Raw genomic sequence first — 17,270 nt, forward strand, 5'->3', positions numbered from 1 at the left:
GGCCGCGTCACCTGTAGAGCGCCGCGCGCTCGACCACGCTCCAGGCCGTGCTGGTGACGACGTACAGGGCGGCGGCCAGCGGTACGACGGCGACGGTGACGAGGGTGAAGAAGGACAGGAACGGCATCACCTTGGTGACCGCGCCCAGGCCGGGCGTCCCCTCCCCCACCGTCGCCGCGTTCGCGGCCATCGTGCGCCGGGAGAGGCGGTAGCCGAAGGTGGCGACGGCCGCGACGACGGCGAACAGCGCGAGGTAGACGAGCCCGGCCCCGCCGAACATCCCGCCCGCGGCGAGGGCGTCGGTCCAGCGGTCGCCGAGGGGCGCGTCGAGGAGCTGGTGGGTGAGCAGGCCGTTGGTCTCGCCGCCGATCGTGGAGTGCGAGAAGACGTAGTAGAGGAGGAGGAAGGCGGGCGCCTGGAGCAGGCTGGGCAGGCAGCCGGACAGCGGGGAGACCTTCTCCTCGGCGTGCAGTTCCAGCACGGCCCGCTGGAGCTTCTCCGGGTCGCGGGCGTGCTTGCCGCGCAGTTCGGCGATCCGCGGCTGGAGCGCGGCCCGCGCCTTCTGGCCGCGTGCGGCGGCCCGCGACAGGGGGTGGACGAGCAGCCGTACGAGCGCGGTGAACCCGATGATCGCGGCGGCGGCCGCGGAGGCGTGGAAGAGGGGTTCGAGCAGGTCGGCGAACCGCTCGACGAGGTGGACGAAGAGTGAGAAGACGGACATGGGTGCGGAGCCTCCGGGGGTCTCGTCGTGCCGGGACATGGGTACGGCGGCATGACGGCCCGCGCGGAGCACGGAGTTGGGGTCTGTTGCTGGCGTGCCCTACGCGACGGCCGTCGGGAGGGCGTGTCCCGGTGCCCTGGGCCGCGGCCGTCCTGAGGCGTCGGGATCGCGCTGCGGCAGGAAGGCCGTACGGCGGTCACGGTCGCGGATGGCCGTACGCACCGGGTGCGGGGGACGGCGGGGGCGCTGCGCGCGGCGGCGAGCGAGCAGACGGCGAGGGCGGCACCGGCGGCGGCGGTCGCGGCGAGGGCGACGGTCGCGGAGAGGCTGCCCGCGTCGAGCAGGGCGAGCCCGAGGACGGCGAGGAGCAGGGCGACGCCGGGCCATCGGCGGAGCAGGGGGGTGCGGAGCATGGTGCGGATCACCGCCTCCTCCTCCCCTGTTCACGGTGTTGCGTGCCGGTTCATGGTGTCGCATGCCGGTTCTGGCGTCGCGTGCCGGTTCTGGCGTCGCGGCCGCGTGCGGTTGTCGCTGTCCTTGTTCGGTTATACCCGAACGGGCCGGGGGGCGTGGGCGAGGGGCCCTCTCTACGCCGCCCGGCCACGCACCTCCACCAGCTTCCCCCACACCACCAGGCGGTAGCGGGAGGTGTACGCGGGGGTGCAGGTGGTGAGGGTGAGGTAGTGGCCGGGGTCGTCGTAGCCGCGGCCGGGGACGGTGAGGGAGCGGGGGACCGGCCGGATCACGCCGGTGTCGCCGGGTGAGGTCTGGGCGAGGACGACGTCGACGGCGTACGTGTAGGTCGCGTCCGCCGTCTCGACGACGATCGTGTCCCGGCGCTGGAGCCGGTCGAGGTGGCGGAACGGCTCGCCGTGGGTGTTGCGGTGCCCGGCGAGGGCGAAGTTGCCTTCCTGGCCGGGCTGTTGGGTGTGGGCGTAGTGACCGACGTAACCGTTGTCGAGAACCTTCCGCTTGCTGGTGCCCTCGGCGACGGGGGCGCGGACGCCGAGGCGGGGGATTTCGAGGACGGCGTACGCCTGGGAGGGCGCGGGCCGGGCCACGGGGGGTCGCGGGCCGGAGGTGACGGGGGTCGACGGCGTCTCCGGCCACCTGGTGACCTGCCCGGGAGGGTCGGTGTCCGGCATGGCCCCCCAGTCGCCGCCGGCATCGGCGCCCCACTGCCGCTCCAGGGCCTCCACTTCGCGCTCGGCGCCCTCGCGGGCCTCGCGGTTGGTCCACCACAGCTGATGGACGACGAGGAGCAGCCCCAACAGCCCCGCCGTGACGAGCAGTTCGGCTCCGGTCCACAGTGTGCGCCGCTGCCGCAGGCGACGCCTCTCGCGCCGCCGCCGTACGCCGTGGTGCACGACGGGTCGCCGCACGGGGCACCTCCTTCGCCGGGGCCGCCCGCACCATAAGCGCGCGGCCGCGAGGTCTCCAGACCCGTGCCCGAGCCGACCGCGCCGACCGACTGCCCAGGGCTCCTTCTGTTCGTCCCCTCGAACCTTCCTCCACAGGTTGGAGAAAGGGGTGTCAGAACTCTCGACAAGACCACGCGCCGCCCTCGATGCTTCGTGACGCGCTCAAGAATTCACGTTCCCGCACGAGCTACGAGTGGCGGACCCCGGCCGGGACGGCCGGCCCGCACTCGGTCACGGACACCGCCGGTCGGGACGGCCGACGGCGTCCTCAGTCGAGTGAAGCGGAGAAGTCATGATCCGACGCAGAACCCTGCTGGCGGCCACGGGCGGCGCCCTCCTCGGCACGGGCCTGGCCGCGGGCACGGCCCACGCCGACGCGACGATCGGCGTCAATCCGGCGACCAAATACGGCAGTTGGGAAGGCTGGGGCACCTCCCTCGCCTGGTGGGCGAACGTCTTCGGCGCCCGCGACGACTTCGCCGACATCTTCTTCACGACCAAGTCGGTCGCGTACGGCGGCCGGACGCTTCCCGGTCTCGGCATGAACATCGCCCGCTACAACCTGGGCGCGTGCAGCTGGAACAGCGTGGGCGGCCAGTCGATGGCGGTCTCCCCCAACATCCCCGCGTTCAAGCAGATCGAGGGCTTCTGGCAGGACTGGAACAACGAGGACCCGGCCTCCTCCGCGTGGAACTGGTCGGCGGACGCCAAGCAGCGGGCGATGCTGACGAAGGCGACGGCGCGGGGCGCCACGACCGAGCTGTTCGCCAACTCCCCCATGTGGTGGATGTGCCAGAACCACAACCCCTCGGGCGCGGCGGGCGGCGGCAACAACCTCCAGACGTGGAACTACCGCCAGCACGCCTCCCACCTGGCCGCCGTCGCCCTCCGCGCCAAGAACAACTGGGGCGTGAACTTCGCCACGGTCGACCCCTTCAACGAGCCGTCCTCGTCCTGGTGGACGGCGACCGGCACCCAGGAGGGCTGCCACATGGACTCCACGGTCCAGGCGGCCGTACTGCCGTACATGCGCAGCGAGTTGGACAAGCGCGGCCTGACCGGCACCCGTATCTCCGCCTCGGACGAGACGAGTTACGACCTGTCGCGCACGACGTGGAACTCCTTCGGCGCGTCCACGAAGGCCCTGGTGGACCGGGTCAACGTGCACGGCTACCAGGGTTCGGGCGGCCGCCGGGACCTGCTGTACACGGACGTGGTGACAACGTCCGGCAAGCCCTTGTGGAACTCCGAGACCGGCGACAACGACGGCACCGGCCTCTCCATGGCGAAGAACCTGCTCTACGACTTCCGCTGGCTGCACCCGACGGCCTGGGTGTACTGGCAGGTCATGGACCCGTCGACGAACTGGGCGATGATCGCGTACGACGCGGCCACCCTCCAGCCCGGCGCGGTCACCACGAAGTACTACGTGATGGCCCAGTTCAGCCGCCACATCCGCCCCGGCATGACGATCCTCGACACCGGCGTCAGCTATGCCGTCGCCGCCCTACGACCAGGCGGCGCGCCGCCTGGTCGTGGTCGCCGCGAACACGGCGACGACGGCCCAGACCCTGACCTTCGACCTCTCCCGCTTCTCCACCGTGACCGGCGGCTCCGGCGGCCTGGTCCCGCGCTGGAACACGGTGACGTCGGGCGGCGACCTCTACACGGCCCGCTCGGACACGTACCTCTCCGGCAAGACGGTGAGCGTGCCGTTCGCGGCGGGCGCGGTGCAGACGCTGCAGATCGACGGGGTGACGATCTAGGGGCGCCCGCTTCGCGCCCCCGGGCCGCAGGCCGGGCTCCTCGCCTCTCCCCCTCCCCTGGCCTGCGGCTATCTCCTCTTCGTCACCGGTCGGCAGTACGGTGTCACCCATGCGCCCCGACACGCCTGCCGAGAACGTCGACCACACCGCCGAAGCGGCACGCCTGGAGCGGACCGCCGGCCTGTATCCCGAGGACGCCGAGGCCCTGCTGCTCCAGGCCGCGGCCCACCTGGAACTGTCCGGCGACCGCCCCGCCGCGACGACCCTCTACGACCGCCTGCTGTCGTCCCCGGCCGTCCTGGACGCCCCGCACCTGGTCCGCGCCCTGAAGGCCTCGAACCTGTGGGAGTACGGCCACGAGGCCGAGGCCCGCGCGATCATCGACGGCATCCGCGCGGCCGCCCCGCGCGACCCGGCCCCCTGGGTGATCGTCGCGGAGTCCCTGGAGTCCCACGACGAGCTGGAAGCGGCGGAGGCGACGTTCACGGAGGCGGCCCGGCTGCTGCTGACGGACGTACCGGAACCGCCGTACGCCACACACCCCGTCCTCTTCGGCCGCCACCGCGTCCGCCGCATGCTGGGCGCGCCACACGACGACTGGGACGCCCTCGCCGACGCCGTGAACACGTCCCCGGTCTCCCTCGACGAACTCCACGACCCGAAGCGGGTGTGGTCCCTCGGCTCGGAGAACCCGGCGGAACTGGAGGCCGAGATCTCCCGCCTCCGCGCCGAGCTGGGCACCTTCCGCGAGGCCCTCTCCCGCCCCTTCCCGGTCGCCGTCCTGCACTGGCCGGCGGGCGAACTGGCGGAGCTGGTGTCGGCCTACCCCACCCTCGCGGACGAGTACCCCTCCCACGAGACCCACCTCGCGGTGATAGAGGCATCCCTGCGCGAACTGTCCGCCTCCGGCACGGGCAACCTGGGCATCGTGACGGGAACGGTCCCGTCCTACGAGGCCTTCGCCGCCTCGGAGGGCACCTCTCCGGGCGACCCCGACCTGCTCCCCCAGTACGCGACGACGCTGGCGGCGAGGGGGAGGGCGGCGGCTTGGCCGCCGGAGCGGGGGGGTGCTTGTTGGTGTGGGGCCGGGGTGGCTTATGGGGGGTGTCACGGGGTGGATGCCTGACACCCCAGCTTTCGATTGAGGGAAGCCGGTGACCGGAGCCGTCGTCTGGGAAGTGCCCCAGATCGCCGGCTCCAGCCCTGCATTACTCCCAGGCCGCCGATGCGTTACTGCGGTGAACCCAATTCACGATTGCGCCAGTAGTCCCGGTGGTAGCGCAGGTATTCCGGGTGGACCTTATGCCCCTTTTCCACCTTAAGGTTCGTCCGAAGGGCTGTGCCAAACAGAGCCGCTCGCACAACTATCGACCAGTCCGTTTCGATGAGGACTGCGCCGATATCTAGCCGTACATGACAGTTGGGGCAGAGGCAGAGGATGTTCGGCTCAACGTCGGGTCCGCGATGAGGCTTACCCAGGGGCCGTATGTGCGCACCTTCGCTGTAAGGCTTACCGTCCGGCCCTTCCAGCCGGAGGCCGCACATCTGACACTCCCCCTCGTAGAGCTTCTTAATGCGCTTCACCGCAGCCGTATCTCGGACTAGACGCCGGACCCGCATGCTCCGCGTGAGCGGAAATTTCTCCTCGCTACCCTCGTCCGCCGAAGGGTCACCGTCCTGCTCCTGCCCCTGAGGTGTGGACCTCTGCTCCCCCAGGTCTTCCAATGCTTGGAGAACCTGTTGCTCAAGGTCGGTCTGCACCTGGAGATGGTCTGGCAACCGCTCCAAATCGAACTGGCAGATGCGAATCTCCGAACCGTCCGGGGCCGGAGATTTCGAGATCGCGTCACGCACGGCTGTGATCTTGTACAGACCGTCGTACCGGTAGCCATCACCCTTGCTTGGGGAGTACCGCTCATCCCCCTCGTACCCGCGGATCACGCGAATGCGATAACCCCGCTCATAACTCCGCAACAGGGCCGCATTGTCCCGGTATGACCAAGACTGGCTACGGAGAAGCTTTTTCGTCTTCGGATCTTTGTCGACACCGGGCGAGGCTCCCGTGTAGCGGATCGTGTCCCACTCATCCTCGTCGTCCTCGTAGCCCCCGTGGAGGACGATTGCGTCCCCCACTCGCAGACCATCCTCACCCGAGGCCCAAGAGATGCCCCGCTGGTTGTCTCTGTGCAGCTTCGCCTGCTGGACCACCTTGCGACTGGCGAAGACGGCACCCACAGGGACGCCTCGCACATGCCCGCCAACCCGTTCGATTTCCATTCGCCCATACTTGAGCAAGCCTGATCAATGTTGTCAAACCCCTTTCAGTTACAGCCGGGTTGGGGCTGCGAAGACTCGCCATACGGGACCACTTCGGTCCTCGATGTCACAGCCCTCTGTTAGACATGAGCCAGTTGCCCGAGCGATCAAGGGAGCTCGCATGTCTGAGCTGGAGGACCTGTCCCACCCCGTCTCGGGCCTGTACGAGCAACTGATCACTCTGCGCTTCGAGCAGAAGCTCAACGAGCTCGCCCAGCTTGGTTGGCACCCGGTGAGCGACCCCGTCGGGCCCGAGTCGGTCCCCCATGTGCTCGCTCGGCACGTCTCTCGCACCGTGCAGCAGGTGTTGCGGAACCTACCTGCGGGTGATCGCGTGCACGCCGCGAACCACATCCTGGAGTCCATCAGCACACTTGAGGGCGCACAGGAATGGGTGGACCTTGTCGCCGAAGGTCCTCGACAGCTCTTGGCTATGACGCAGCAGGAAGCACCAGGAGTGTTTGCCGTACGGCCCGGCATCCCACTCTCGGACACTGCGCTCCTCACTAACGCCCCCGAAGACCCCAGTCTCGGTTTCGAACTACGGGCGGAGTTGGCGACCGCTGACCAGGTGGACCTCTTGTGCGCCTTCGTCAAATGGCACGGACTGCGGGTCATAGAGCGTTCCTTGCAAGCAGCCAACGCACGGAACGTACCGATACGGGTCCTGACCACTACATACATCGGCGCCACCGAGCGACGAGCCCTGGACCGCTTGGTGCGAGACTTCAACGCTGAGGTCAAGGTCAACTACGAGACGCGGTCGACTCGGCTACACGCCAAGGCATGGCTGTTCCGTAGAAGGAGCGGCTACGACACGGCATACGTCGGCAGTTCGAACCTATCGAAAGCGGCACTCCTCGACGGGCTGGAATGGAATGTGCGCCTGTCCTCTGTAGCTACGCCCGATGTCCTGCGGAAGTTCGAGGCAACGTTCGAGTCGTACTGGAGTGACCCCACCTTCGAGATGTACGACCCCGACACTGACGGCAGCCGTCTCCAGGAGGCGCTGGCTGTAGCGGGCGGCGCACCCTCAGCGGACCGACCCATCACCTTGTCGGGCTTCGAGGTACGGCCGTATCCGTATCAGCGCGACATGCTCGAGCGCCTTGACGTCGAGCGTGAGGTACACGATCGGCACCGCAACCTCCTGGTAGCCGCAACGGGCACAGGCAAGACCGTCATGGCGGCTCTCGACTACAAGCGCCTCCGTCAGAGGCATGGCCGTGATCTGAGCCTTCTCTTCGTCGCTCACCGTAAGGAGATCTTGCAGCAGTCTCTGCGTACCTACCAAGAAATCCTGCTTGACGCGAACTTCGGCGAGTCCCTCTTCAGTGGCGAAATTCCGGAGCGCTGGACACACGTCTTCGCCAGTGTTCAGTCACTCAATGCGCGGGCACTAGATCGCCTTGATCCAGACCACTTCGACGTCATCGTGATCGACGAGTTCCACCACGGTACCTCACCGACGTATCGGAAGATCATCGATCACTTCCAGCCGTTGGAGTTGCTCGGCCTGACTGCCACGCCCGAACGCATGGACGGGAAGAACATTCAGGGCGAGTTTTTTGACGGACGCATTGCCGCCGAAATGCGGCTGTGGGAGGCACTGGACAACGAACTTCTCTGCCCCTTCCACTACTTCGGCATAAGCGACAACACTGACTTGAGCGCTGTGGAGTGGAAGCGCGGGGCATATGATGCGAGCGCACTGAGCAACGTCCTCGCAGCCAACAAGGTTCGCGCGGGCCTCGTCGTGCAGGCTGTTCAGGAGAAGGTGTCAGACCCCAACCATATGCGGGCATTGGGATTTTGTGTCTCGGTCGCTCACGCACACTTCATGGCGGAGTCTTTCCGCTCAGCTGGCTTCAAAGCCGTCGCCGTGTCAGGGGAGACACCGACTGATCAGAGACGGCAGGCGCTGGCGGACCTACAGGCAGGGACCTTGCAGGTGATCTTCTCAGTCGACCTCTTCAACGAAGGGGTCGACGTCCCCGATGTCGACACCTTGCTCCTACTCCGCCCCACCTCAAGCGCGACCGTGTTCCTCCAGCAACTTGGCCGGGGGCTTCGTCGCTCCGAGAACAAGGCGGTACTGACCGTGTTGGACTTCATTGGCCAGCACCGCAGGGAGTTCCGTTTCGAGAACCAGTTCCGCGCTCTCACCAACCTGACCCGCAAGCGGCTTCTGGACCACCTTGAGCATGACTTCCCGCAACTCCCCTCCGGCTGCGCGATCCTGCTAGAGGAGAAGGTGAAGCAGCGGATCATCACCAACATCAAGGAGCAGCTCAGCGTCAACGTGGCTACGTTGGCGCGCGAAGTCGCTGACTACGGTGAGGCGCGTCTCAGCCGCTACCTGGACGAAAGCGGCCGAGACATCAAGGAGGTGTACCGGGGCAGCGGGAATTCCTGGACGGGACTACTGCGCCGCGCCGGCCTGATGGACCGCGAGGCACCCGAAGGCGAGATTGCACTCCTCAAGCGAGTGCCTGCCTTTCTCCACGTCGACGATCCGCTACGCGTGGAGGCGTACACGCGCATGTTGGAAGACGATGCCCCTGCCTACAGTGACCTTGACGAGCAGCTGCAGGCATACGCGCGCATGCTGTTCTTCCAGCTCTGGCCGGTGGGCGGTGTGACCAGAAAGGGCTATGCAAGCTACGACGCGGGGTTTGCCTCTCTTCGGAAACACCGTGCCGTTCGCAGCGAGCTGCGCCAGGTGCTGGAGCACAACCTCGCCCACACCGAGCACGTCCCCATCCCACTCCTCGAGGTGTCGGGTGAGCGTGGCATTCCGTTGACAGTGCATGCCTCATACAGCCGCGAAGAGATCCTGCCCGCACTCGGACAGGCCGACATCGAGGCTTTCATGCCGGCCGACTTCCGTGAGGGCGTAAAGTGGTGCGAGTCCATCAAGACCGACGCGCTCCTCATTACCCTGGAGAAGGACGAGAAGGACTTCTCTCCTCAAACGCGTTACCGTGACTTCGCGCTGAGCGAGACCCACTTCCACTGGGAGTCTCAGAACCAGACCTCGGAAAAGTCTCCGACGGGGTTGCGGTACCAACAACACGTCGCCCAGGGCAGCAAGGTGCTGCTGTTCGTCCGCCGCTACAAAACCACCGACATTGGCGGCGCTCAGCCATGGATGCTGCTAGGCCCTGCTGACTACGAGAAGCACGAGGGCAGCAAGCCGATGGCCATCACCTGGCGACTCACGCATCCGATCCCGGCAGACGTACTGAGCTACGCCAAGGCGGTAGCGGCGAGCTGACCTCCAGGCCAATGGACGTCGGGATGGGGGGCGAGTGCGTCGAGCGTGCTGGGACCTACGGCGGAGCCCTGGTGCGGGACTCAAAGAGGGCGGGGGATCACATCGTTACCGTCGGGAGCACTGCTTGGCGGTCATTCGTACATGCTGTGCGGCAGGGGCCGTGGGCTGAGGGTGAGCGGGACCGGTTCCAGCACGTCGTATCGGGCCCCACCCGAGACTCCGCAGTTCCCACACATGAGGCCGCCCGAGACTCACCAGGCCTCGCCTCAGTACCCTGCGCATCATGATTCGTGCAGTCGTCTTTGATGTCGGTGAGTGCCTGGTCGACGAGACCCGTGAGTACGGGACATGGGCGGACTGGCTGGGCGTGCCGCGGCATACCTTCCATGCGATGTTCGGGGCCGTCATCGCGCAGGGACGTGACTATCGGGAGACCTTTCAGAAGTTTCGGCCCGGGTTCGATCTGTACGAGGAGCGCGAGAAGCGGGCTGCTGCCGGGCAGCCCGAGTTGTTCGGGGAAACGGATCTGTACGAGGACGTACGGCCGGCTCTTGCTCGGCTTCGGGGTGACGGGCTGTGGCTCGGGATCGCCGGCAACCAGACCGTGCGGGCCGGACGGATTCTGCGGGAGCTGTTCTCCCGTGACGTCGATCTGATCGGTACGTCGGACGACTGGGGGGCCAGCAAGCCTGATCCCGAGTTCTTCAAGCGGGTCGCCGACACTGCGCCGTTCGACGTCGACTCAATCCTCTACGTCGGTGACCGGTGCGACAACGACATCCGCCCCGCCGTGCAGGCGGGAATGCACACCGCGCTCGTGCGGCGCGGCCCCTGGGCCACCATCCAGTGGAACAGTTCCGAGGCCGAGGAGCTGCCGACGTTCCGCGTCGACAGCCTCCTCGAACTGCCGCAAAGAATCCGAGACTTCAACGGTTCAGGGCGCTGACGGTCGTCCGCCAGTCATACAGGCGGTCATCGAGGTCACGGACACAGCGCTCGTGCTGGTGAGGCGCGAGCATCCGGCGAACCTCACGTATGCGGTCCATACCGGTGGCGTACCAGGTGAGGGCGAGTTGGTCCAGAGCCTGGACTGCGTACGAGCACGCCCGCTGCGGCTCTCCGGCTGCCGCCTCGACAGCGGCCAGGTCGCCGAAGATGACCGTGCGCTGCTTGTCCTCCGTCGGTGTCATGGCATCTAGAGCTACCAGCAGAGTTTCTCGAGCCTGTGGGAGATGGCCCGCGATGAGCTGCGTGTTTCCCTTGAAGGCCGCCAGACGGGCAGGAGAGAACCAGTCCATCCACGCGGGCGACGGGTTCGCGTTGCCCGCCTTCAGCGTGTCTTCGGCGTGACCGATCAGGTGGAGGGCGGTGCGGGAGTTGCCACAGCGGGTCTCGCACTCGGCTTCCACCGCGTCGAGCCAGGCTAGGAACTCGGCTGACGCGGGAGCGCGCCGCGCGTACGTACGCGCCGCCGTCATGCGCTCCGAGGATCCGTCGCGGTCGCCCGCCCATCCCGGGACGAACGCCATGTGCGCGATGATCGCCGAGCCGAGCAGTGGGTCATCGGCCTCTGCCGCGGCTTGCAGCGCCATCAGGAGGGTCTCGTTGGCCGTACTCGGTTCACGGAGGTCGAAGAATTCGATGCGTCCTGCGAGGAGATAGCTCTCGGCGAGAGCCGCCGCGACGGTTCGCCGCGTGGAGTCCACGGTCTCAGGAAGCAATGCGCAACCCAGCGCGGTGTGCGCGACGACCGCCGGGTGCAGCGTGCTGGGGGCAACAGACCAGTAGAGCCTGCGGTGAGATCGCGTCACCGCCTCGAAATCCGTTCCAGCCGTGTGCGGTTGGGGCACCGCCGCAGCGCGCCCGTGTGTTGCCGCCATCCCGGACGCCGCGGCGCTGTTCGCAACGAACGGGCGTCGAGCTTGGCCGGGCTGCGGCCCTATCGCGCCCCAGGGGGCTGTGAAGCCGAGCGACTCCATGTTCTGCCCCAGCAGGTGTGTCAGGACTCGCTGGCAGTCCGGTTGCGGCCATGGCGGACTGTCCGACTCCCAGCGGCGGACTTGACGCACTCCCACCGACAGCCCACGAATGCCCAGGCGCTTCGCACTCTCGGTCAGGGCGTCGGCCAAGTCCTGTTGTGAGTTGAAACCGGCAGCCACGCGAGCGGCTTTGAGACGAATGTTGCCTGCGGATCGAGGCATGGAGGCACCTCCCGATGACGCGAACTCGGTGCAACCATCCCACAGCAAGTCCCATATGAGACACCGCGTCATCCCCAGGGAGTCAGGTAGGCCCTCTGCAAGCCCTACCTAGGACCTCTGGAAGTCCTCGATTGTCACGCAGCGCTCTTGGAATCTGTATGCCCTGCCCGGCCGCAGTTCCACAACAGGGAGCACACCATGGACACGCAAGCAGCTTTGGACAGGGCCATCGTCGGGTGGCTCGCTCGGGCGCATCCTGCGCCGGACCGGGCGCGTATGGACTGGGCCGCACAAGGCGTGGCGTTGTTGCCGCTCGGTGTGCACTTCGCCGCCGTTCGCCTCGCGGCCGACCTCGTCCACTCAGCGGTCGGGTCCGACAATGCCGACGAGGTGGCTGTCGGGCTCGGTGAACTACTCGGCGGTTCGATCATCTACGACCGTCGGGCCTCGGGCGGGACGTACTACGCCCTGGTCCAGGGACATGCCGGCCTGGTCTGGGCGTACGGCGATTTAGCCCCCTGCCTCGGACACGGCAGCTATCTGGGGGTGCCGCGCCTCGACCATCAGCAGCCCCCTGGCACGTACTGGGTGGTGCCACCCCGGTATGAGGGCGACTTGTGCGCGCCGCGAACCATCGTCGCCCTGATCCGTAGGGGGCGGTCGCGGTTCGTGGAACCGGCACAGGTCTGCTGACCGGCCGCTCCGAGCGGGCGCCGATTCCCCGGCTCCGTCCCCGTTCGGGGCGGCCTCCGCGTCCACTCCCGATCGCATTCCAGGCCTGTTCGGCGATCGGGGTCCCGAGTAAGAGTCCTGTACCACTTCACACCAGGAGACTGCACATGACGGCAACGACGAACGATCAGCGGACCGGACGCGCGCTTGCGGGTGAGGAACTGTTCGAGAGCCTCGTCCACTTCGTGGTCACCCACAACGGACAGCCCCCCGAGCGTGCCGAACTCATCGCGGACCAGGCGGTCGCGTTCGCGGTCTCAGCGGCTACCGCCACGGTCCCCATGGTCCCGTCGGACGACGTAGACCTCGGCCTCCACGCGCTCATCCTGCACACGAAGGAATACGCGGCCCTGTGCGAGCAGCACGCGGGCCGCTACCTGCACCACAACCCGAAGCCGGGCGGAGGGAGCCGTGACCCGGAGAAGGTCGTCGCCTCGGCGCGTGCCATGAAGGCAGCCGGGTTCGTGGTCTTCGACGACCTGTGGACAGTGAACGGCACGAACCTCGCACAGTGCGACTCGGACTGCGGACGCCCTTACGGTCAGGCGTAGCTCACAGCTACAGGGACGCGGCCGGCCTCCGCTCCTCGGCCGGCCGCGCTCGCCAGGAAGGAGCTACGACTTTGTCCGCCTCGATCTCTGACCTGCCGATCGTCGTGCTCGACGCACTCATGCCGACAGCGCAACGCCTGGTCGTCGACCGGCGGGGCTCTACGGTCTGGGAGGTGGGCAGCAATCTGGGCCGGTACGCCGTGAAACTCGGCTATCCGATCGCGCCTACGGCCGACTGGCCTGCCCAACCCTGGACTGCGCTCGCGCCTGCGCGCGAGGGCGCCGTTCTTCATCGCCTCGGCCGCGACGAAATCGCCTACGGCGAGTGGGAGCACGGCAGCTGGAACTTCCAGCCGTGGCGCGAAGGGCCCGACCTGTACGCGCTGTGGGAACCCTGCCGCAGACCGTGCTCGTCGATCACCCCGGCCACCGGCGTCGCGCTGGGATGCGTCCAGGCCCTCGCCGAACTCCACGCCAAAGGCTGGGCACACGGTGACGTGCAGCCTGCCCACTTCATCGTCGGGCCGGAGCGGACGCACCTTATCGATCTCGCCCTCGCACGGGGCGGACACGTGCCCGAGGGGTACGACTTCCCGTTCCGCGGCTGCCTCGTCCACTACGAGGCACCGGAGATCGCCCGCAGTGTGCTCGACACCGGCGAAGCCGAGCCGACGCAGGCAGCTGACGTCTACGCCCTCGGCGCCACCCTGCTCATCTCCGCCACCGGCTGGCGAGCGGTCGAGTATCCGGACGACGCCCCGCGCCTCGTACAGCGAGAAGCCGTGGCGAACGGCCGACGCCGCCCCGTGAAGGTGCCCGGTGAGCTGGGCCAACTGATCGAGGCGATGCTCAGCCATGCTCCCGAGGACCGACCGACGATCTACGAGGTGGGCAAAGCACTGAGCTGATGCCGCCGAAGCCCGCTGGGCTGAATCTGCGCAACGTGCGCCGGTCCTTGAGCGCGTCAAGGTTTGCGCCACGTGCATCTACTTCTCACAAGCCCAAGCGGAGTACGACGTGACGCTCCAGTTCACCGGCACGCCGAGAGCCTGACGCTGGTCGACGAGTCACCCAGCCTCGCCCCCGCCTGGCGTACGAGAGGGAGAGAAACATGACCCACATGACCCCCTGGCAGCAGCGGCTGGCCACCGGTACGGAAGACATCCAGGACGAGGTGATCCGCTGGTACCAGGAGACCCGGTACGGCAAGGCGTTCGTGCCCACCATGGTCTGGGGCACGCTGCAGACGGAGGCGTACGCCACCGCAGTACTTCGGAAGGTCGTCGAGTTTCTCGGTGTTCCCGATGACGTGCCGGCCGGAGTGGCCAAGCGAATGGAGCGGCAGCAGGTGCTCTACGACGGTGAGCACCGGTACGACGTCGTCCTTGGCGAACAGGGGTTGTACACGAACATCGGCGGGGCGTCGGTCATGCGTGAGCAGATGGAGCGGCTCCTTCGTGACTTCGGCCTTCCTTCGCTCAACCTCGGGATCCTTTCCGGCACCGCGGAGGTGGGCGTGATCCCGCAACCGGCGTTCAGCATCTTCGAGACGGACGAGGGACGCCGTGTCGACTACGAACTCGTCTCCCGGGGTGTGGACATCACCGAGCCGTCCGAAGTCGCCCTGCACGACAAAGCGTTCGATGCGATCAGTGCCGGGGCCTGCTACGGGGACGCGGCCAGGGAACTGATCTCGAAAGCCCTGGATCACTGGAGCAGGTGACTGCTTAAGGTCCCGGTCAGCCGCCCCCTCCCCGCCGCCCCACGCACCCGCCTCGTACGGCCGTGCTCGGCCAAGTGCGCCAGTGCGGCGGCCGGGATCCCCGGGGTCTGCGTGAGTCTCCGCTGGAGCCAGTCCGAGGCGGTGGACAGGTGCGCCGGGTCCCAGTGGTCGGACGTGGTGAGGGTGTGGATGTACGTCCACTCGTGCAGGCGGGTGAGGAGGAAGGGGCGCGGGGTCGGGCCCAGGGCCTCCCTCACGCCGTCCGCCCATTCGTGCCAGGTGGCCGACGGGGAAGCGTGCAGGGCCTCGCCCCGGCGGTCCATGTGGCGGATCACCGCCGCGCCGGCCATCTGGGGGTCCGGGTCGGTGAGGATGCGGCGGATCAGGGCCGGCTCCTCGGCGGGCGGGACGTCGGCGAGGGCGCGGAGGTACTCGGCGTACCTCGCGTGTTCGGCGGGTTCCGGATCGGGACCGGAGTGGGGCTCGGGCCCTGGCTCGGGCCCTGGCTCGGGGTCAGGCTCGGGGTCAGGCTCGGGGCGGCGTATGGGGGTGCGTGTCGCCTCGTCGAGGGCGGTCGGGTTGTCCGGGTGGAGGTCGTGGCCCGCGTCCGGGACGGTCGTGAGGGCGGTGCCGGTCGGGCGGTGGGTGCGCATCCCTGGGCCTGCCTGTCCTGGTCGCTCGGCGGATGCCTCCAGCGTCTCCCCCGCCCCGCTGCCACCGCCAGCGGATTTGCCGTGCGTCGCGGCGGCGGCGCGCGGGAGACCGAAAGCGGGCGGGTCAGGACGCGCGGGCCGCCAGTTCCGCTCGGCCGAAGAGCAGGGCGTAGCCCGGGGGGAGTTGGGCCAGGACCCGGTCGGTCAGGTCGTCGCCGATCAGGTTCGGCAGGACGCCGAGGACCGAGCTGACGTCCCAGCGGGCCGTGGCGGGGGTGGCGCCCTCGATCCGGGTCGCCACCGTGTCGACGAACTCCTGCGCCGACTGCGGGCGGGTCGCCGGGATCCGGGACGCGATCACCCTCGCCGCCTCCCTCGGGAGCGCACGGGCCAGGGCCACGCGCTCGTCGCCCGTCACATGGCCGCCCAGCGCGGAGAGGACGGTGCGGGTGACGCGTTCGGCCTCGGCGGTGGTCGGGTACTGACCCGACTCCCGTACGGACGCGATCAGTTCACCCCAGTCGCGGTCCGGGTCCCCGTTTTGGGGCCGGTCCCGGCCCAGGTCCCCGTTTGGGCCCCGGTCCCGGTGCCCGCCTCTCCGGCCGTCGTCGTCCTTCATCACTGTCGCGACTGTCGCGCGTACAGGCCGCTGCGGGGCCGGGATCACCGTCCTCGGCGTCTGCGTCCGAGCGGTCGTCGTCATCGTCGGGGCTCCTCCTCTGAGTCCGGTCGGGTGCGGTCGTGCGGGGTGGTGTGGCGGGGACGCGGGGCGTCAGCCGCTGATCTGCCTGCGGTCTCCGTCACCGCCCGAGATCTGGATGCGGCGCGGCTTGGCGCGCTCGGCCACGGGGATGCGCAGGGTGAGAACGCCGGCCTCGTACGAGGCGTCGATCCGGTCCACGTCCAGGGTGTCGCCGAGGAAGAGCTGGCGGGTGAAGGCGCCCGTCGGGCGCTCGGCGACGATCAGCTCCGCGCCCTCGGGGGCGGGGGTACGGCGCTCGGCGCGGACGTTGAGGACGTTGCGTTCGACGTCCAGCTCGATCGTCTCGGGGTCGATGCCCGGAAGGTCGAAGTGGACGAGGAAGTCGTCCCCGGACCGGTAGGCGTCCATCGGCATGGCGGCGGGACGGTTGCCGGTTCCGGTTCCGGCGCCGAAGACCTGCTGCGCGAGCCGGTCGAATTCGCGGAACGGGTCGGTACGCATGAGCATCACAGTCCACTCCTCTCCTCAGACCTCAGGTGCGATGCCCTACGCCTTCTTATATAGCTCGAAGGAGGAAACTTGACAAGCATCGACTCAGGTACGCCGTCGCACCCGGCCCGGGAGTTAGCCTCGAAGCCACTTCGAGGAGGCAGGCATGGCGAAGGTTCCCAGTTCGGTGATCGCCGCGGGCGGCCTCGTCGGCGGGTACGGCGTGGCCCGGTGGACGAAGAAGCGGCCGCTCGGCGGGGCCGTGCTCGCCGTGGCGGGGCCGCGGCCGCGCAGCAGTGGCGGGAGCGGGCGGGCGGGAAGGCCGCGGGCGCGCTGACGGTCGCGTACGTCGCCGCGTTCGCCGGGTCCCACCCGCTGGCCAAGAAGGTGGGCGCCTGGCCGTCGGTGCTTGGGGTGGCGGGCGCCGTCGCGCTGGCCTCCTGGGCCGTGGCGGACCGCCGGGCCTGAGCCGACGGCTGCCCGGGTCGAGGCCTCACGCCGGTCCGCGCGGAGGTCGGCCTCCTCGGCGTACGCGGCGGCCTCACCCGGGCCCCTCAGCCGGCACCCCCACCCAGGCAAACGACCCCCGCCAGCCCCGACACCCGCCCAGGCAAAACCCCTGCAGCCCGGCACCGCTGCCCAGGTCAAGGCAGCCTCTTCAGCCGACCACCCGCCGAGGTCACGGTCCCTCAGCCCGACACCTCTGCCCAGGACAAG

At 68.3% G+C, this 17,270-nt stretch carries 15 protein-coding genes and 3 pseudogenes; 10 read left to right on the forward strand and 8 right to left on the reverse strand.

What is annotated here, in order from left to right; all coding sequences use genetic code 11:
- Nucleotides 1–7 precede the first annotated feature (7 nt).
- The 3 genes and pseudogenes from BM536_RS13240 to BM536_RS13250 form a co-directional block, all read right to left on the reverse strand.
- Entirely contained in the window at nucleotides 8–721 is a 714-nt protein-coding gene (locus BM536_RS13240; protein WP_073496698.1) for a YidC/Oxa1 family membrane protein insertase, read from the reverse strand.
- 99 nt (nucleotides 722–820) lie between these two features.
- Nucleotides 821–1,134: pseudogene (locus BM536_RS42780) on the reverse strand (DUF6412 domain-containing protein).
- Nucleotides 1,135–1,308: 174 nt separating this feature from the next.
- Nucleotides 1,309–2,103, reverse strand: a complete 795-nt coding sequence (locus tag BM536_RS13250) for a class E sortase (protein WP_073496701.1) — start codon at nucleotides 2,101–2,103, stop codon at nucleotides 1,309–1,311.
- A gap of 331 nt (nucleotides 2,104–2,434) precedes the next feature.
- Here BM536_RS13250 and BM536_RS13255 point away from each other — a divergent pair.
- Together BM536_RS13255 and BM536_RS13260 are read left to right on the forward strand one after the other, a co-directional pair.
- Nucleotides 2,435–3,908, forward strand: a pseudogene (locus BM536_RS13255) (glycoside hydrolase).
- Nucleotides 3,909–4,017: 109 nt separating this feature from the next.
- Complete coding sequence (locus BM536_RS13260) at nucleotides 4,018–5,034, forward strand: hypothetical protein (RefSeq protein WP_094102961.1); 1,017 nt, start codon at nucleotides 4,018–4,020, stop codon at nucleotides 5,032–5,034.
- Nucleotides 5,035–5,138: 104 nt separating this feature from the next.
- Here BM536_RS13260 and BM536_RS13265 read toward each other — a convergent pair whose 3' ends face one another.
- Nucleotides 5,139–6,185 carry a YDG/SRA domain-containing protein gene (locus BM536_RS13265; RefSeq protein WP_079275131.1) on the reverse strand — a complete coding sequence of 349 codons (1,047 nt, stop codon included), beginning with the start codon at nucleotides 6,183–6,185 and terminating at the stop codon, nucleotides 5,139–5,141.
- Between the two features lie 160 nt (nucleotides 6,186–6,345).
- Between BM536_RS13265 and BM536_RS13270 the strand changes: the two genes are divergently transcribed.
- Genes BM536_RS13270 through BM536_RS13280 form a run of 3 tightly spaced genes read left to right on the forward strand, consistent with a single transcriptional unit; the run spans nucleotide 6,346 to nucleotide 10,447 of the window.
- Nucleotides 6,346–9,501, forward strand: a complete 3,156-nt coding sequence (locus BM536_RS13270; protein ID WP_073496706.1) for a DEAD/DEAH box helicase — start codon at nucleotides 6,346–6,348, stop codon at nucleotides 9,499–9,501.
- A gap of 23 nt (nucleotides 9,502–9,524) precedes the next feature.
- Complete coding sequence (locus BM536_RS13275) at nucleotides 9,525–9,788, forward strand: DUF397 domain-containing protein (RefSeq protein WP_245873545.1); 264 nt, start codon at nucleotides 9,525–9,527, stop codon at nucleotides 9,786–9,788.
- Nucleotides 9,785–10,447, forward strand: a complete 663-nt coding sequence (locus tag BM536_RS13280) for an HAD family hydrolase (protein WP_073496710.1) — start codon at nucleotides 9,785–9,787, stop codon at nucleotides 10,445–10,447. Before BM536_RS13275 ends, BM536_RS13280 begins: the two co-directional genes overlap by 4 nt.
- On the opposite strand, the gene BM536_RS13285 is transcribed toward BM536_RS13280, so the two are convergent.
- A complete protein-coding gene (locus tag BM536_RS13285; RefSeq protein ID WP_073496721.1) occupies nucleotides 10,428–11,702 on the reverse strand; it encodes an NsdA family TPR-like regulatory protein in 1,275 nt (424 codons plus the stop codon). The two genes, BM536_RS13280 and BM536_RS13285, sit on opposite strands and share 20 nt — an antisense overlap.
- Nucleotides 11,703–11,900: 198 nt before the next feature.
- Here BM536_RS13285 and BM536_RS13290 point away from each other — a divergent pair, with 198 nt between their 5' ends.
- From BM536_RS13290 to BM536_RS13305, 4 genes are all read left to right on the forward strand, one after another.
- Nucleotides 11,901–12,395, forward strand: coding sequence for a hypothetical protein (locus BM536_RS13290; protein ID WP_143650911.1), 495 nt, complete (start codon nucleotides 11,901–11,903; stop codon nucleotides 12,393–12,395).
- A gap of 146 nt (nucleotides 12,396–12,541) precedes the next feature.
- Complete coding sequence (locus BM536_RS13295; RefSeq protein ID WP_073496713.1) at nucleotides 12,542–12,985, forward strand: glycine-rich domain-containing protein; 444 nt, start codon at nucleotides 12,542–12,544, stop codon at nucleotides 12,983–12,985.
- Between the two features lie 119 nt (nucleotides 12,986–13,104).
- Complete coding sequence (locus BM536_RS13300) at nucleotides 13,105–13,893, forward strand: protein kinase domain-containing protein (RefSeq protein ID WP_425444640.1); 789 nt, start codon at nucleotides 13,105–13,107, stop codon at nucleotides 13,891–13,893.
- Nucleotides 13,894–14,096: 203 nt separating this feature from the next.
- Entirely contained in the window at nucleotides 14,097–14,708 is a 612-nt protein-coding gene (locus BM536_RS13305) for a DUF5753 domain-containing protein (protein ID WP_073496717.1), read from the forward strand.
- Here BM536_RS13305 and BM536_RS13310 read toward each other — a convergent pair.
- The 3 genes from BM536_RS13310 to BM536_RS13320 all read right to left on the reverse strand — a co-directional run bounded on the left by BM536_RS13310 (nucleotide 14,693) and on the right by BM536_RS13320 (nucleotide 16,571).
- On the reverse strand, nucleotides 14,693–15,361 hold the full coding sequence (locus BM536_RS13310) for a hypothetical protein (protein WP_079275132.1): 669 nt from the start codon (nucleotides 15,359–15,361) through the stop codon (nucleotides 14,693–14,695). The two genes, BM536_RS13305 and BM536_RS13310, sit on opposite strands and share 16 nt — an antisense overlap.
- A gap of 124 nt (nucleotides 15,362–15,485) precedes the next feature.
- Complete coding sequence (locus BM536_RS13315; RefSeq protein ID WP_425444629.1) at nucleotides 15,486–16,064, reverse strand: DUF2267 domain-containing protein; 579 nt, start codon at nucleotides 16,062–16,064, stop codon at nucleotides 15,486–15,488.
- 69 nt (nucleotides 16,065–16,133) lie between these two features.
- Nucleotides 16,134–16,571, reverse strand: coding sequence for an Hsp20/alpha crystallin family protein (locus tag BM536_RS13320; protein ID WP_073496725.1), 438 nt, complete (start codon nucleotides 16,569–16,571; stop codon nucleotides 16,134–16,136).
- Between the two features lie 148 nt (nucleotides 16,572–16,719).
- On the opposite strand from BM536_RS13320, the pseudogene BM536_RS13325 reads away from it, so the two are divergent.
- Nucleotides 16,720–17,021, forward strand: a pseudogene (locus BM536_RS13325) (hypothetical protein).
- Nucleotides 17,022–17,270 lie beyond the last annotated feature (249 nt).

It is taken from the genome of Streptomyces phaeoluteigriseus, from assembly GCF_001896135.2.
Classification (GTDB): Bacteria; Actinomycetota; Actinomycetes; order Streptomycetales; family Streptomycetaceae; genus Streptomyces; species Streptomyces phaeoluteigriseus.

Excerpts from the sequence above, each read along its gene's own strand:
- BM536_RS13280 (WP_073496710.1), top strand. The coding sequence starts at position 9,785 with ATGATTCGTGCAGTCGTCTTTGATGTCGGTGAGTGCCTGGTCGACGAG.
- BM536_RS13310 (WP_079275132.1), bottom strand. The coding sequence starts at position 15,361 with ATGCGCACCCACCGCCCGACCGGCACCGCCCTCACGACCGTCCCGGAC.
- BM536_RS13315 (WP_425444629.1), bottom strand. The coding sequence starts at position 16,064 with ATGACGACGACCGCTCGGACGCAGACGCCGAGGACGGTGATCCCGGCC.
- BM536_RS13275 (WP_245873545.1), top strand. The coding sequence starts at position 9,525 with ATGGGGGGCGAGTGCGTCGAGCGTGCTGGGACCTACGGCGGAGCCCTG.
- BM536_RS13290 (WP_143650911.1), top strand. The coding sequence starts at position 11,901 with ATGGACACGCAAGCAGCTTTGGACAGGGCCATCGTCGGGTGGCTCGCT.
- BM536_RS13240 (WP_073496698.1), bottom strand. The coding sequence starts at position 721 with ATGTCCGTCTTCTCACTCTTCGTCCACCTCGTCGAGCGGTTCGCCGAC.
- BM536_RS13265 (WP_079275131.1), bottom strand. The coding sequence starts at position 6,185 with ATGGAAATCGAACGGGTTGGCGGGCATGTGCGAGGCGTCCCTGTGGGT.
- BM536_RS13260 (WP_094102961.1), top strand. The coding sequence starts at position 4,018 with ATGCGCCCCGACACGCCTGCCGAGAACGTCGACCACACCGCCGAAGCG.
- BM536_RS13295 (WP_073496713.1), top strand. The coding sequence starts at position 12,542 with ATGACGGCAACGACGAACGATCAGCGGACCGGACGCGCGCTTGCGGGT.
- BM536_RS13320 (WP_073496725.1), bottom strand. The coding sequence starts at position 16,571 with ATGCTCATGCGTACCGACCCGTTCCGCGAATTCGACCGGCTCGCGCAG.
- BM536_RS13270 (WP_073496706.1), top strand. The coding sequence starts at position 6,346 with ATGTCTGAGCTGGAGGACCTGTCCCACCCCGTCTCGGGCCTGTACGAG.
- BM536_RS13285 (WP_073496721.1), bottom strand. The coding sequence starts at position 11,702 with ATGCCTCGATCCGCAGGCAACATTCGTCTCAAAGCCGCTCGCGTGGCT.
- BM536_RS13305 (WP_073496717.1), top strand. The coding sequence starts at position 14,097 with ATGACCCACATGACCCCCTGGCAGCAGCGGCTGGCCACCGGTACGGAA.
- BM536_RS13300 (WP_425444640.1), top strand. The coding sequence starts at position 13,105 with ATGCCGACAGCGCAACGCCTGGTCGTCGACCGGCGGGGCTCTACGGTC.